Here is a 15,009-nt window from a genome sequence, read left to right on the forward strand (position 1 = left end):
ATAACATCAATCCGTTTTGAATCGTCATTCCTTTCACTCAAGGTACGAGAGCAGGACCAATGAAAAAACAAACCCAGCTGTTGAGTGCTTTAGCGTTAAGTGTCGGGTTAACCCTCTCGGCGCCGTTTCAGGCTGTCGCTTCGATTCCCGGTCAGGTGCCGGGCCAGCCCGCGCTGCCAAGCCTTGCGCCAATGCTCGAAAAGGTATTGCCTGCGGTGGTGAGCGTAAAGGTTGAAGGCACCGCCACGCAAAGCCAGAAAGTACCGGAAGAATTTAAAAAGTTCTTTGGCGACGAACTGCCGGATCAGCCTTCGCAGCCGTTTGAAGGGCTGGGTTCGGGAGTCATCATTGACGCCGCTAAAGGCTACGTATTAACCAACAATCACGTCATTAATCAGGCGCAGAAAATCAGCGTACAGCTGAATGACGGTCGCGAATTTGACGCCAAATTGATCGGCAGCGACGACCAGAGCGACATCGCCCTGCTGCAAATTCAGAACGCCAGCAAACTGACGCAAATCGCCATCGCCGACTCCGATAAACTGCGCGTCGGCGACTTCGCCGTCGCCGTCGGCAACCCGTTCGGTCTGGGACAAACCGCCGCCTCCGGCATCATCTCCGCGCTGGGGCGCAGCGGACTGAACCTGGAAGGGCTGGAAAACTTTATCCAGACCGATGCCTCAATCAACCGCGGCAACTCCGGCGGCGCGCTGCTTAATCTTAACGGCGAGCTGATCGGCATTAACACCGCCATTCTCGCGCCGGGCGGTGGCAGCGTCGGCATTGGCTTCGCCATTCCCAGTAATATGGCGCGCATTCTGGCGCAGCAGCTGATCCAGTTCGGTGAGATCAAGCGCGGCCTGCTGGGGATCAAAGGCACCGAGATGACCGCCGACATCGCCAAAGCGTTTAAGCTGGACGTTCAGCGCGGCGCCTTCGTCAGCGAAGTGCTGCCCAATTCCGGCTCCGCGAAAGCAGGCGTGAAATCCGGCGATGTGATTACCAGCCTCAACGGTAAACCGCTCAACAGCTTCGCTGAGCTGCGTTCCCGTATCGCCACCACCGAACCGGGCACGAAGGTGAAATTGGGACTGCTGCGAAACGGCAAGCCGCTGGAAGTGGAAGTCACGCTCGACACCAGCACATCCTCCTCCGCCAGCGCGGAGATGATCGCCCCGGCCCTTCAGGGCGCGACGCTAAGCGACGGTCAGCTGAAAGACGGCAGCAAGGGCATTAAAATTGACAGCGTGGAGAAAAGCAGTCCAGCCGCCCAGGCCGGTTTGCAGAAGGATGATGTGATTATCGGCGTTAACCGCGAGAGGGTGAACTCCATCGCCGAGATGCGCAAAGCGCTGGAAGCGAAACCGTCAATCATCGCACTTCAGGTGGTACGCGGAAACGATAGTATTTATCTGCTCCTGCGATAAAGACAGTAACCGGACATCTGCCCCGCGTGTGATGTCCGGTTAACTCATGATATGCTGCTGTCGTTCCCTTTTTTAATGACGCCACCATCATGTTTGTTAAGCTCTTACGTTCGGTCGCAATTGGTTTGATTGTCGGCGCCATTCTTCTGGCCGCCATGCCTTCGCTACGCAAAATCAATACCCTCTCCGTTCCGCAATATGACAGCGCCGACGAAACGCCGGCCAGCTATAACGCTGCGGTACGCCGCGCGGCGCCTGCGGTGGTTAACGTCTATAACCGCAGCATGAACAGCACCGCGCATAACCAGCTTGAGATCCGCACGCTCGGTTCCGGCGTGATTATGGATCAGCGCGGCTACATCATTACCAACAAGCACGTGATTAACGATGCCGACCAGATCATCGTCGCCCTGCAGGATGGGCGGGTGTTCGAAGCGCTGCTGGTCGGCTCCGATACGCTGACCGATCTGGCGGTGCTGAAAATCAATGCCACCGGCGGATTGCCGACTATTCCGATCAATACCAAACGTACGCCGCACATCGGCGACGTGGTGCTGGCGATCGGCAACCCGTATAACCTCGGGCAAACCATAACCCAGGGCATCATCAGCGCCACAGGGCGCATCGGCCTGAATCCGACCGGACGGCAAAACTTCCTGCAAACGGACGCCTCCATCAACCACGGTAACTCCGGCGGCGCGCTGGTCAATTCGCTGGGCGAACTGATGGGCATCAACACCCTGTCGTTTGATAAGAGCAACGATGGCGAGACGCCGGAGGGGATCGGCTTTGCGATTCCGTTCCAGCTGGCGACCAAAATTATGGATAAGCTGATCCGCGACGGCCGGGTGATCCGTGGCTACATTGGCATTGGCGGTCGGGAGATCGCGCCGCTACACGCGCAGGGCAGCGGGATGGATCAGATCCAGGGGATAGTGGTGAACGAAGTCTCACCGGGCGGCCCGGCGGCGCAGGCTGGCATCCAGGTTAATGATTTGATTCTCTCGGTGAACAATAAACCGGCGGTATCCGCGCTGGAAACGATGGACCAGGTGGCGGAGATTCGCCCGGGCTCGGTGATTCCGGTGGTGGTCATGCGTGATGACAAGCAACTGACGTTGCAGGTGACGATACAGGAATATCCGGCAACTAATTAAAGGAAAAGCCGGATAAGCGTCGCGCCATCCGGCAACCAGAGCATAAAAAAACCGCTCAAATGAGCGGTTTTCGCATTCAGATTCAGCGCCTGGCTTACTTGTTAACGAACTCTTCGCCAAGCTGAATGTCTTTCTTCAGAGTATCCAGCATACCTTCCAGCGCGTTCTGCTCGAATGCGCTCAGGGTACCGATAGCCTTACGCTCTTCGACGCCGTTTTTACCCAGCAGCAGCGGCTGAGAGAAGAAGCGGGCATGCTGGCCGTCGCCTTCAACGTAGGCGCATTCCACCACGTCTTTTTCGCCCTGCAGCGCACGAACCAGAGAAAGACCGAAGCGCGCCGCCGCCTGGCCCATAGAGAGGGTTGCGGATCCGCCGCCAGCTTTGGCTTCTACGACTTCTGTACCCGCGTTCTGGATACGCTTAGTCAGGTCTGCCACTTCCTGCTCGCTAAAGCTCACGCCCGGGATCTGCGACAGCAGCGGCAGAATGGTTACGCCAGAGTGGCCGCCGATAACCGGAACTTCAACGTCGGTCGGCTGTTTGCCTTTCAGTTCCGCAACAAAGGTGTTGGAGCGGATGATGTCCAGCGTGGTCACGCCAAACAGTTTATTCTTGTCGTAAACGCCGGCTTTTTTCAGCACTTCAGCCGCGATAGCCACGGTGGTGTTCACCGGGTTGGTAATAATACCGATGCAGGCTTTCGGACAGGTAGTTGCGATCTGCTGGACCAGATTTTTCACGATGCCTGCGTTAACGTTGAACAGGTCGGAACGATCCATACCTGGCTTACGCGCGACGCCTGCGGAGATCAGCACCACGTCAGCGCCTTCCAGCGCCGGGGTTGCATCTTCACCGGAAAAACCTTTAATTTTCACAGCAGTTGGGATATGGCTCAGATCGACGGCCACACCGGGAGTCACTGGAGCGATGTCATACAGGGAGAGTTCTGAACCTGAAGGCAGTTGGGTTTTTAACAGTAATGCAAGCGCCTGACCGATACCGCCAGCAGCGCCGAGGACTGCGACTTTCATCCTAAACTCCTTATTATATTGAGAAACTAAACGTTTGTTGCTCCGCGGCGGCGACCATAATCCACAAATCCAACGAATACAATCACCGGTATCCAAATCTGTGTAGTCACGCGAATTTAGCGTTTATGCATTTAATTTACGTAATCCGGGGACGCCATGCAGCAGGGCAACATTCCAACAGGTGGTGACAATATACCCTACTGTCAGCCCAAAACAACATCAATTTGATAACAATTAATTTACTTTTAAGCTTATTCGCGCGCCGTGACGCAGGCATGTTCCTTGATAACGAAATTTGATAAAATTCCGCTCTTTCATAACATTATTTCAGCCTTCACTAAGGCAGACCATTTGCATAAAAATTCATCTGTATGCATAATAATGTTGTTTCCATCCTCATACTATGGGTGACTTATGCGAAGCTCCGCTAAGCAAGAAGAATTAGTAAAGGCGTTCAAAGCGCTCCTTAAAGAAGAAAAATTCAGTTCCCAGGGCGAAATCGTCCTCGCCTTGCAGGATCAGGGCTTTGATAATATCAACCAGTCCAAAGTATCGCGCATGTTGACCAAGTTCGGCGCCGTGCGCACCCGCAACGCGAAAATGGAGATGGTTTACTGCCTCCCGGCGGAACTCGGCGTCCCCACCACCTCCAGCCCGCTGAAAAATCTGGTGCTGGATATCGACTACAACGATGCGGTGGTGGTGATCCACACCAGCCCCGGCGCAGCGCAGCTTATTGCTCGTCTTCTGGACTCGCTCGGTAAGGCGGAAGGTATTCTCGGCACCATTGCTGGCGACGACACCATTTTCACCACCCCGGCGAACGGCTTCACGGTAAAAGACTTATACGAAGCCATTCTTGAGCTGTTTGAGCAAGAGCTCTAATACCACCTCCCCCGCCGCTCTCCGTGGCGGGGTAAAAATCTGACAGAACGCCCTTCCTTCTCTCCTTTAGACTGCCTTTAATTTAACAATCAGTGCCTTTAACCACTCAAACTGATTCACATAGTGAATACAACTACGCTAAATCGCACAAATTGCAAAATTCATTATCCATTTGATTTATCAAACAAAATATTCAACAAGTGTTAATTTTAATTGCACATGCTTATAAAAACTGAACGTCTTATACCTTAATGACCGGGAAACCATTAGCGTGGTATTAATTTTTCACGTTACTAGTGTATACTTGTTTTTGTGATGAGGGTCACGAAACAAAGACCCCCAATAAAAAATTCGACGAGGTACTTATCATGAAAATCAAAACATCTGTCGCAGCATTAAGCGTTCTCTCTGTTCTTTCTTTTGGCGCATTCGCCGCAGACGCAATCAATGCTGAACAAGCGCAAAACCGTGAATCAATTGGTTCGGTTTCCGTCAGCGCCGTCGGTTCTAACCCGATGGACATGCATGAAATGCTGAACAAAAAAGCTGAAGAAAAAGGCGCGTCAGCCTATCAGATCACCGAAGCCCGCAGCGGTGATAACTGGCATGCCACTGCCGAACTGTACAAATAAACCCTCGTCGTCTAGTCCGACGACCTTGCCCCCGACTGTCGGGGGCTTTTTTTGATTCATTTCAAAGCAGGTCTTCAACACTGTCCCATATTAATTAATCAATAAAATTATTCGGCATGGCTATCTCTGCCGTGCAATCAGTTTCCCGCTCAGTTGTGATATTCTTTGTTCAGCTTGTTATTTAGGAACTGTTCTGACGGGACAATAATTCCCCCTTTCCGTCCCGGCGTGCAGTGGCAGTAACAAGTGGTCGTAGCGGTACAAAGCGTAGCCTTCTCCGCGGCGTGTATTCCGGCGTCAGCGCCAATAATATACAGTTTATTCTTCATTCTGATGAATGCTGGCTATTGTCCCCCCTTCAGCCAGTACCGTCTATCATAGTGGCATTCATCGTCCATGTACGTCACCCCAAGTAATAAATAGGCCCTCTACTTTATCAGATTGTCGTGCTTATAATGGTGATTGCACTATCGGGTACCGTGAGCGATACGGTCTCAATATCGCCATCAATTTTCCGCTCATAATAGCCTTTTAGAATTTCATTTTCCTTTTTGTTTATCAGTACTTATCGCATTATACATTATTTTTCGGCTAGTTTTTCACCCCCTGGCACTGAGGAATAGTTTCTGGTGCTATGTTTGGATCAAAATTGAGATCATGCAAGGCTAAAGAACAGCAACCGGGAATCATTGGAAATAATTCCGGTAATTCTTTACTCATTGCTTTCTCACAAGCAAACCCTTCCTCCCTGCCGTTAATAGTTATAGAAGGGTCCGCTCCATGTTCAAGTAGAAATTTTGCGAAAGTAGCATTACGTTTCCATATAGCAACTCCCAGAGGAGTTCCCCCCACAGCTGGATATGTTTTATTAATATTTGCTCCTCGTGATAGTAAAAAAGCAGCGATATCTTGATGGTCTTTCGTGCCGTAATAGGCTGCAACGATTAGTGGTGTATTCTGATACCTGCCAGTAACTCCATTAACATCAGTTTTTGCTACATCGACAAGAAAATGCACTGCTTCGACATTAGCTCGCCCTATGGCCTTACTTAGAGCTTCATCTCTACTTGGTAAAGTGATATTATTACATTGTTTTACTATATCATTTTCACATGATGGATTATTCAAACACTTCGCGCAATGAAACCATACTTTTTTAACTCATCAATATCTTCTGGAAAACTTGATACTGCACTTAAAGAGTAATTTTCCTCAAAGACATCTTTAAATAGACTACATCCATAAAGCATTGCAGTCAAAAAAAACAACATTATTGTCTTCAACAACATTGTCCCCTCCTGAATCATCTGGGATTAGCGACTCTATAATATACTTTGTTATGATAGCCAGGATCGATATCTTCTCCCAATTCAAACTTTAAGAAATCCAATAACTCCAGTTCTCTATAATTGTATAAAGCTCCTTTTTGGGCTGATGTAAAGGCTGAATCACCAAAATTACTTACTGCAAACTCATATCCACTTGCCATACCGTTACAAACAGGGCAATACAATTTATGTAATCCTCTCTAATCATTTTTGCATGCAAGCTTCATGTCGGCTCCTAAGTTTGCGTCACAAATAGCCTTCTCACTACCCAGAGTTCCATAGCACGTAACGGATCTTAGGTGATATAGCGTCCCTGCTGCGGGTCGTAAGTAAGCGTCTCATTTAAACCGTCTGGTCTGTTTCCTCCGGCTCCACAAAAATAATGTCCATCATTTTTAGTGGACACTATCGTATGGAATACCGGACCTGGATTACTGAAGCTTTACGCCTTCACTTCGAAGAACATTTACCTCGGGTTGTGGCCGGACGTCGCCTGGGTGTACCAAAATCAACAGTTTGTAGTATGTTCGTGCGCTTTCGGAGAGCTGGCCTTTCGTGGCCTTTGCCCGCAGGCATGTCGGAGCAGGAACTTGATGCCTGCCTTTACGGACAATTTTCCACGGTACCAGTCGTACGTCCTGAAAGCACCGTTATATCCGAAACCCCCGTGGTAAAAAAACGTCCCCGGCGGCCCAACTTCCCTTATGAGTTTAAAATCGCCTTAGTGGAGCAGTCACTGCAGCCCGGAGCCTGTGTGGCGCAGATCGCCCGGGAAAACGGAATCAACGATAACCTGCTCTTCAACTGGCGCCATCAATACCGGAAAGGTGGCCTGCTGCCTTCCGGAAAAAATATGCCGGCACTGCTTCCCGTGACGTTAACGCCGGAGCCGGATAATAAAATCCCGGCCCCCGCACAGGAACCAGAGCAGATAAATACACCGTCCGACAGTCTGTGTTGTGAGCTGGTTCTGCCGGCCGGAACTCTCAGGCTTAAAGGTAAACTGACGCCGGCGTTATTACAGACACTTATCCGCGAAATAAAAGGGAGCAGCCACTGATGATATCTCTCCCTGCAGGTTCGCGTATCTGGCTGGTTGCAGGTATCACCGATATGCGAAATGGCTTTAACGGCCTGGCATCAAAAGTTCAGAACGTCCTGAAGGATGACCCGTTCTCCGGACACCTGTTCATCTTCCGCGGACGCCGGGGTGACCAGATAAAAGTGTTGTGGGCTGACAGTGACGGACTGTGCCTCTTCACCAAACGCCTGGAGCGGGGCCGCTTCATCTGGCCAGTCACCCGTGACGGCAAGGTGCACCTTACTCCGGCTCAGTTATCCATGCTTCTTGAAGGTATCAACTGGAAGCACCCGAAACGAACGGAACGCGCTGGAATCCGCATATAACCCGTTGTAAAGTGAGGATATGGACACCTCACTTGCTCATGAGAACGCCCGCCTGCGGGCACTGTTGCAGACGCAACAGGACACCATCCGCCAGATGGCCGAATACAACCGCCTGCTCTCACAGCGGGTGGCGGCTTATGCTTCCGAAATCAACCGGCTGAAGGCGCTGGTTGCGAAACTGCAACGTATGCAGTTCGGTAAAAGCTCAGAAAAACTTCGCGCAAAAACCGAACGGCAGATACAGGATGCACAGGAGAGAATCAGCGCACTTCAGGAAGAAATGGCTGAAACGCTGGGTGAGCAATATGACCCGGCACTGCCATCCGCCCTGCGCCAGTCTTCAGCCCGTAAACCGTTACCGGCCTCACTTCCCCGTGAAACCCGGGTTATCCGGCCGGAAGAGGAATGCTGTCCTGCCTGTGGTGGTGAACTCAGTTCTCTGGGATGTGATGTGTCAGAGCAACTGGAGCTTATCAGCAGCGCCTTTAAGGTTATCGAAACACAACGTCCGAAACTGGCCTGTTGCCGGTGCGACCATATCGTGCAGGCACCAGTACCTTCAAAACCCATTGCACGCAGTTATGCCGGAGCGGGGCTTCTGGCCCATGTTGTCACCGGGAAATATGCAGACCATCTGCCGTTATACCGCCAGTCAGAAATATACCGTCGTCAGGGAGTGGAGCTGAGCCGTGCCACACTGGGGCGCTGGACAGGTGCTGTTGCTGAACTGCTGGAGCCGCTGTATGACGTCCTGCGCCAGTATGTGCTGATGCCCGGTAAAGTCCATGCTGATGATATCCCCGTCCCGGTCCAGGAGCCGGGCAGCGGTAAAACCCGGACAGCCCGGCTGTGGGTCTACGTCCGTGATGACCGTAACGCCGGTTCACAGATGCCCCCGGCGGTCTGGTTCGCGTACAGCCCGGACCGGAAAGGCATACATCCACAGAATCACCTGTCCGGTTACAGCGGAGTGCTTCAGGCCGATGCTTACGGTGGCTACCGGGCGTTATACGAATCCGGCAGAATAACGGAAGCCGCGTGTATGGCCCATGCCCGGAGAAAAATCCACGATGTGCATGCAAGAGCGCCAACCGATATCACCACGGAAGCCCTGCAGCGTATCGGTGAACTGTATGCCATCGAAGCAGAAGTCCGGGGATGTTCAGCAGAACAGCGTCTGGCGGCAAGAAAAGCCAGAGCTGCGTCACTGATGCAGTCACTGTATGACTGGATACAGACTCAGATGAAAACACTGTCGCGTCACTCGGATACGGCAAAAGCGTTCGCATACCTGCTGAAACAGTGGGATAGCCTGAACGTGTACTGCAGTAATGGCTGGGTGGAAATCGACAACAACATCGCAGAGAACGCCTTAAGGGGAGTGGCCGTAGGCCGGAAAAACTGGCTGTTCGCGGGTTCTGACAGCGGTGGCGAACATGCGGCGGTGTTGTACTCGCTGATCGGCACATGCCGTCTGAACAATGTGGAGCCAGAAAAATGGCTGCGTTACGTCATTGAGCATATCCAGGACTGGCCGGCAAATCGGGTACGCGATCTGTTGCCCTGGAAAGTTGATCTGAGCTCTCAGTAAATATCAATACGGTTCTGGCGAGCCGCTTACGGTCGTAATACCGGTGACGTTTATTCTCCTCATCGTACTGCGGCCCCGGCAGGCGGATGAGCTGCTCCAGCCCTTCCAGGGTTATCCTCCCGCAGCACGTTGCCCCATTCATCATACTCCGCCTGCCAGGCCGTTCCTCCATCCCGGCATATCAGCGCCAGCGGCAGGCCCCGGTGGTCGCAGTGGTACAGGTGGATTTACGCCGCGGCACGTATTCCGGTTCCGTCTGTCGGTGCATTCCGGTGGGGATACCCTTCCCTCCTGCCGCCTGCCGCCTTCTACAGCTCCGCCAGTTCTTTTTTGATTCTGAGCAACTGCGTGAAATTGGCCTGCACGAAACAGTCGGATTCCAATCACTTCCAGTTAAGGATATCTACATTCTTTTAAGGACTTATAAGCTTCATCTCAGCCGGTGAAGCATGGTAATTTGACTGTGATTTTCTAGCCATTTTTACATCAATGATATTCATCATCACTTAGTATATATACTCCCTCAATTCTATTATAATTCCTTGTTCTTTAAGTCTTTCAATTTTCTTACTAATAAAATACATCCACCACCAACCCCACCTAAAATAAACCCTGTCATGGCGCCATGAAAGATAAGAGTATAATCATTTAGATTAGTATTTGAAATCAAATAACTGAATACCACTCCTAACCCCACAATTAACGAAGAATGAAAAATGGTTTTTTTTCGTATTAAAAAACCAGAAAGCATGCCGCACAGGAACATTATAATAATTATTGTTGCCTCAAAATACTTAATAGCAACACCCCTTTATTCGAATCGCTGAAGCAATACCAATACACAATCTGCAAAACATTTCTCGTAAATAAAAAAAAGTTTATACATATACAATAAGTTAATAAGGTTCCTATTTTACAAGGCAACTCTGAAATCTTATTTATCCGCTTCATATTTTAACCACACTATTTTTGTCCACATAATTTTTTCCCTAACTCTATTTGCTTATCAAAACAAGCATAATTACTTTTGGAACCACACGTTACTGCTCTGGAGTGAGCATCTATGAGACCTTTGATACTATCAATAGCAGAATCCGTAGCTGTTGCCATATCCGAAAGATCTTCCCCGCTATCAGGTATTCCTCTTCCTGCTTCAATTTCATTTATGGTAAATAAACCTGTCTGGAAAGTTTTAGCATTAACTGATTTTGTATTACCGAACTCATCTTCACATATTGCATTTATATTTACATAGCTACTATAAAATGTCTCACCTTTAATTTCATCCCATCTAATAAATTTCCACTCAGATACGGGTTTCGGAAGTGAATTCTCATATTGAGTTACGGCACAATTATAAGCATCTTTCATGCCCGGTTGATTCAGCAAGGGCTCTAACGCACTCAATCCACTTAATCCCAGCGGATCGATATTCAGCACAGGGCTGAGCGGATAGGTATACGGGTTCCATCCTCCCCTTAGTCCAGTCGGATCCTGCGTAATATACCGTCCCTGCTGCGGGTCATAATACCGGTGACGGTTATAGTACAGCCCTGTCTCCTCATCGTACTGCTGCCCCGGCAGGCGGATGAGCTGCTCCAGCCCCTCCGGGTTATCCTCCCGCAGCACGTTGCCCCATTCATCATATTCCGCCTGCCAGGCCGTCCCTCCGTCCCGGCGTATCAGCGCCAGCGGCAGGCCCCGGTGGTCGCAGTGGTACAGGTGGATTTTACGCCGCGGCACGTACTCCGGCTCCGTCTGGTTCTTCATCTGCTCCGGCGTCAGCCCGCACTGCGCCAGCCACTGCCGGTTCGGCTCGCTGACTTCTCCGCGCCGCAGCTCCCCCTCCAGCACGTCCAGCATCATTACCAGCTCCGGCACGAACGTCATGTTCGCCTCCTGCTGGAGCTTCTGCGCCAGCGTGCGGTGTGCGGCGGCCTTCTCCAGCTCCGCCAGTTCCGTTTCGGCCCTGAGCAGCGGCGTGAAGCTGCCCGGCATGTATACCGTCTGCACACGGCGGTCTGCCGTCTGTGTGGTCACCAGCCTGTCGCCGTCATAACCGTACCACGTCACCTCCGGCGTGTGGCTGAGGGACGGGCGGTCTTTCCCGCCCGGGCTTCGCCATACCCGTTTGCCTGTGCGGCGGCCCACAGGGTCATACAGGTAGCGGCTTTCCAGCCGCGTCTGTCCCTGCTGCATGCGGACATAACGCACCAGCCGGTGCCGGGTATCGTAATGATAATGGTGGCTGAGGCTGCCGCCGTCGCGGATGCGCCGCTCGTCCTTCTCCGTCAGCCTGCCGTGTTCATCGTGATGGTAAAACCAGTGGCTGTCCTCAGTGATACGGTTATCCGGCCATGTTGCGGGCAGCGCCGGGTATTGTTGCCGGTCCGCAATGCGGTTGCCCGCCGGGTCGGTCAGCCAGTCTGCTGTCGTTTCTGTGGCGGTCAGGAATACCTGATTCAGCCGTCCCGCGTCGTCGTACCGGTACTGCCGCTGCTGCAGGGGACCGCGGATACTCACCAGCTCTCCGCCGTCGCTCCAGGCGTATTCCCGGTTCAGTTCCGTTATATTCAGCGTATGACCCTGCAGCTGCCCGCCTGCGCTGTACGTGCTGGCCAGTTCGTATGCCCCGGAGCTGCGCAGCGTCTCCCGGTGCAGGCGGTCGCGGGTGAAGTCGGTGAGCGGCGTGTCGCCGAGCTTCATCCCCGCCAGATAACCGCTGCCGTAGGTCAGCCATTCCACCGGCGGCAGGTGGTCAGGGGTGGTTCTGGTCGCCAGTCCGTTCCGGTAATCGTGCTGCGTGACGTGCTCCCACAGCAGTTCATTTGTCTGCGGGGCGTGGACGGTCTGTCGCTCGCTGCGCATCCGGCCTTTATCATCATAGCCGTAGTGAACGGCGACCCGGTGGCCGTCGCTGAGGTGGCTGATTTCCGTCAGCCAGCCGCGCTCATCGTACAGCCGGCGTTCAGCCTCCTCACCGTTCACCGTGCTGTGCGTCAGGCGACCGGAGGCATCGTAATGCCAGAGGGTGATGAGGGAGCCCTCTTCGCTGCGGACAGGCTGTCCGCCGGGGTCATATCCGTAACGCTGTGTCCGGCCGTCAAAGCCGCACTCTTCCGTCAGCCGGTCCATGACGTCGTAGTCAACGTGGTGACAGCGCCGTTTTCATTCGTCAGCGCGGTGACGCGCCCGGCAGCATCGTATGTTATCTGCCGCGTCAGGCCGCCTGCGCTCAGGCTGACCGGCTGTCCCGCCGCGTCATAACGCGTTTCATGGCGGCGGCCGTCCGGATGAATGATGGCGGTCAGGTCGCCCGCGATGCTGTATTCGTAACGCGTCTCCCGGCCCTGTATATCCTTCCGGCTGATGAGTCTGCCCCGGTTATCGTAATCCTGGTAAACGCTCAGCCCTTCCTCATGGTGAACCGCTGTGGTCTGCCCGAAGCGGTCATACTCATAACGGGTTTCATATCCCGAACAGTCGGTGACGGTCAGCACCTGGCCGTAACGGTTGCGGGTCATCGTCCTGCGGCTGCCGGTGGCGTCTTCCACAGCGCAGGGCAGCTCACTGTCCGGATTATCATAAAACCAGCGGGTGGTGTCGCCCTGACGGGAGGTCCCTGCCGTCAGCCGTCCCCGGTCGTCATATTCCCGCCGGCTGCGCAGGCCGTCCGCCCCGGTGGAGGAGATGAGCTGGTGCCGGTCGTTATAGCTGAACCGCACGGACCGGCCGTCAGGCGTGACAATTTCCGTCACCAGGCCGGAGCCGGCATTCATCCGGTATTCTGTCCTGCGCCCTGTGGCGTCAGTCTGCGCCAGCAGGCGGCCCGCGTTATCATGGTCACTGAGGACACAGCCGCCGTCCGCCAGCGCCTTCTTCACCACCCGCTTCAGGCCGCCTTCGCCTTCCGTGTGCAGCACTTCGCGGCGGTTCAGGCTGTCGGTAATCACGACGCTGTTCCTGTCATACCGGTAGCGGTAGCTCAGGCCCGCCGGGTTACGCTGCTCCACCACCCGGCCGGCGGTGTCGTAAAGGGCGGTGTCGTAAAGATAGCTGACCGGCGGGCGTCCGGCGTACCGGTGCGCGCACATCCGTCCCGGATGCTGCGGGTCGTATTCAAACTGACGCACCCGGACGCCGCCCCGGTCATACACCGCCGCCAGCTCCCCGCGCGGGGTGTATTCATAACGCGCCAGCGGCGCGGCGGGCAGGTTGTCCGGGTATTGCGGGTCATGCGTCAGCCACACCGCCTCCAGGCGGATACCGCTGTCCGCGCCGTAGCCGGAAACCGGCACCGTCTGCGGCCAGTCCGCCGCCCTGGCGCCGCCTGCGCCCGCTGCGCCTGCGTGGTCAGTACCAGCCTGAAACAGCGGCCTGCGCCGTCGGTCACGGCGGTGATGCAGCCGGTGAATTCACCGGCGGCCTCCCGGTGAAAACTGAGCGTGCGCCCGGCGCGGTCCGCCAGCCCGGTCAGCACCCGGTACGGCGGCAGCGGGGCGGGCAGCACCTCATCCGCCTCCGGCACCCGCTCAGGCCAGCCCAGTATCCACCACGGCCCCTGCGCGCTGTTCGTGGCAAGGTAAATGTGCGGGCTTAAGCGAATCTCCTCCGGCAGGGCCTGCCACAGGCGGTGCAGCGGGTTGCTCTCATGCAGCTTCAGGACGCCGCCGCGGGCCAGCCAGAACGACTCGCTGCGGCTGAAGGCGGTCTCACCGGGGAACAGTGGCTCAAAGCGAATGCTGCGCCCGCCGTTATCGTTAAGGATAAGTTCGTCATCAGAAAGCTGCAGGCGGATATCAGCAGGGGCTTTCCAGCCGGGACCGAAGACACTCACAGGCGCAGGCGTTTTCGTCTGATAACTGCTGTAGGTGCGGGAAAGGACAAACGGCAGCGGGCCGGGCAGGGCGAGGTCCGTTTCGCCGGGCAGCACTTTGGCGCCCGACAGGGGATTAACCGGCGAGCCGGAGGTGATGCCGCCGGGGCAGACCGAGCAGGCCACACCGGTGGGCGCGCCGATAAACACGCCTGCGGAACCCTGAACTATCGGCCCGCCGTACTGTGTCATGTCGCCCTGACGGGCCGCCGGTTTTCCGCTCATCACCATATCCCTATGTAAGATAAATGGATTTATAACTTATACTGTATAAAGACAGAAAACAGCGGTACGCATGCAACCTGGGGTAAATTAGGAAATTGTCCAAACAAAAAAGAAAAGGTTCACGCTAATTTGCGATGAACCTTTTTATAGCTCAATGGCGGACGTTAAACCGCAACTGCCCTTCCAGTTCTTCTTCCGCCTCATCAAACAGCAAAATCAGCGCGCCGTAGCGTCTGCGCAGTTTGTCGGGGAGATGAACAAATTCGATCTCCAGCGGAAGCGGTAGCTTTTCACTCATCACGATGTCCCATAACGCGTCGAGGTCGTTCACCTTTTCGTTGTCCAGGCCGAACATCTGCGTAAACTCCCGATAGAAGTCGTTCTGATCCTCAATTTCATCAAAATCAAATGTATAGATGTTCATCTGTCGCCACCCTCCCGGCATTAC

12 protein-coding genes and 2 pseudogenes are annotated in these 15,009 nt (G+C 53.9%); 7 read left to right on the forward strand and 7 right to left on the reverse strand.

The features are described 5' to 3' along the window. The first annotated feature begins 59 nt into the window (after positions 1–59). On the forward strand, positions 60–1,427 hold the full coding sequence (degQ, locus tag K7R23_RS03515; protein ID WP_012908484.1) for a serine endoprotease DegQ: 1,368 nt from the start codon (positions 60–62) through the stop codon (positions 1,425–1,427). An 89-nt stretch (positions 1,428–1,516) separates the two neighbouring features. Beyond that, on the forward strand, positions 1,517–2,584 hold the full coding sequence (degS, locus tag K7R23_RS03520) for an outer membrane-stress sensor serine endopeptidase DegS (protein WP_012908483.1): 1,068 nt from the start codon (positions 1,517–1,519) through the stop codon (positions 2,582–2,584). 94 nt (positions 2,585–2,678) lie between these two features. Here the strand turns inward: degS and mdh are convergent, their stop codons facing one another. Continuing rightward, complete coding sequence (gene mdh, locus K7R23_RS03525; RefSeq protein ID WP_012908482.1) at positions 2,679–3,617, reverse strand: malate dehydrogenase; 939 nt, start codon at positions 3,615–3,617, stop codon at positions 2,679–2,681. Between the two features lie 414 nt (positions 3,618–4,031). Between mdh and argR the strand changes: the two genes are divergently transcribed. Continuing rightward, on the forward strand, positions 4,032–4,502 hold the full coding sequence (gene argR / locus K7R23_RS03530) for a transcriptional regulator ArgR (protein ID WP_012135369.1): 471 nt from the start codon (positions 4,032–4,034) through the stop codon (positions 4,500–4,502). Between the two features lie 368 nt (positions 4,503–4,870). After that, the gene (gene yhcN / locus K7R23_RS03535) at positions 4,871–5,134 is read left to right on the forward strand and encodes a peroxide/acid stress response protein YhcN (RefSeq protein WP_024133054.1); all 264 of its coding nucleotides are present in this window, start codon (positions 4,871–4,873) and stop codon (positions 5,132–5,134) included. Between the two features lie 591 nt (positions 5,135–5,725). Here yhcN and K7R23_RS03540 read toward each other — a convergent pair. Genes K7R23_RS03540 through K7R23_RS03550 form a run of 3 tightly spaced genes read right to left on the reverse strand, consistent with a single transcriptional unit; the run spans position 5,726 to position 6,623 of the window. Continuing rightward, the gene (locus tag K7R23_RS03540) at positions 5,726–6,262 is read right to left on the reverse strand and encodes an ankyrin repeat domain-containing protein (protein WP_012908479.1); all 537 of its coding nucleotides are present in this window, start codon (positions 6,260–6,262) and stop codon (positions 5,726–5,728) included. Beyond that, complete coding sequence (locus K7R23_RS03545) at positions 6,259–6,423, reverse strand: hypothetical protein (RefSeq protein WP_231851586.1); 165 nt, start codon at positions 6,421–6,423, stop codon at positions 6,259–6,261. The genes K7R23_RS03540 and K7R23_RS03545 overlap by 4 nt, the downstream gene beginning before the upstream one ends. A gap of 14 nt (positions 6,424–6,437) precedes the next feature. Continuing rightward, a complete protein-coding gene (locus tag K7R23_RS03550) occupies positions 6,438–6,623 on the reverse strand; it encodes a hypothetical protein (RefSeq protein WP_148222120.1) in 186 nt (61 codons plus the stop codon). Between the two features lie 221 nt (positions 6,624–6,844). Here K7R23_RS03550 and tnpA point away from each other — a divergent pair, with 221 nt between their 5' ends. Genes tnpA through K7R23_RS03565 form a run of 3 tightly spaced genes read left to right on the forward strand, consistent with a single transcriptional unit; the run spans position 6,845 to position 9,460 of the window. After that, entirely contained in the window at positions 6,845–7,522 is a 678-nt protein-coding gene (tnpA, locus tag K7R23_RS03555; protein ID WP_012904569.1) for an IS66-like element accessory protein TnpA, read from the forward strand. Further along, positions 7,522–7,869, forward strand: coding sequence for an IS66 family insertion sequence element accessory protein TnpB (gene tnpB, locus K7R23_RS03560; protein WP_012904570.1), 348 nt, complete (start codon positions 7,522–7,524; stop codon positions 7,867–7,869). Before tnpA ends, tnpB begins: the two co-directional genes overlap by 1 nt. Positions 7,870–7,888: 19 nt before the next feature. Beyond that, positions 7,889–9,460, forward strand: a complete 1,572-nt coding sequence (locus K7R23_RS03565; protein ID WP_012904571.1) for an IS66-like element ISCro1 family transposase — start codon at positions 7,889–7,891, stop codon at positions 9,458–9,460. On the opposite strand, the pseudogene K7R23_RS25915 reads toward K7R23_RS03565, so the two are convergent. The 3 genes and pseudogenes from K7R23_RS25915 to K7R23_RS03580 form a co-directional block, all read right to left on the reverse strand. Beyond that, a pseudogene (locus tag K7R23_RS25915) lies at positions 9,381–9,728 on the reverse strand (RHS domain-containing protein); the annotation flags it as partial. The gene K7R23_RS03565 and the pseudogene K7R23_RS25915 sit on opposite strands and share 80 nt — an antisense overlap. 695 nt (positions 9,729–10,423) lie before the next feature. Next, a pseudogene (locus tag K7R23_RS03575) lies at positions 10,424–14,561 on the reverse strand (RHS element core protein). A 151-nt stretch (positions 14,562–14,712) separates the two neighbouring features. Further along, positions 14,713–14,985: a barstar family protein gene (locus K7R23_RS03580; RefSeq protein ID WP_012908478.1), complete on the reverse strand. Its 273-nt coding sequence runs from the start codon at positions 14,983–14,985 to the stop codon at positions 14,713–14,715. Positions 14,986–15,009 lie beyond the last annotated feature (24 nt).

The organism is Citrobacter rodentium NBRC 105723 = DSM 16636 (assembly GCF_021278985.1).
Classification (GTDB): Bacteria; Pseudomonadota; Gammaproteobacteria; order Enterobacterales; family Enterobacteriaceae; genus Citrobacter_A; species Citrobacter_A rodentium.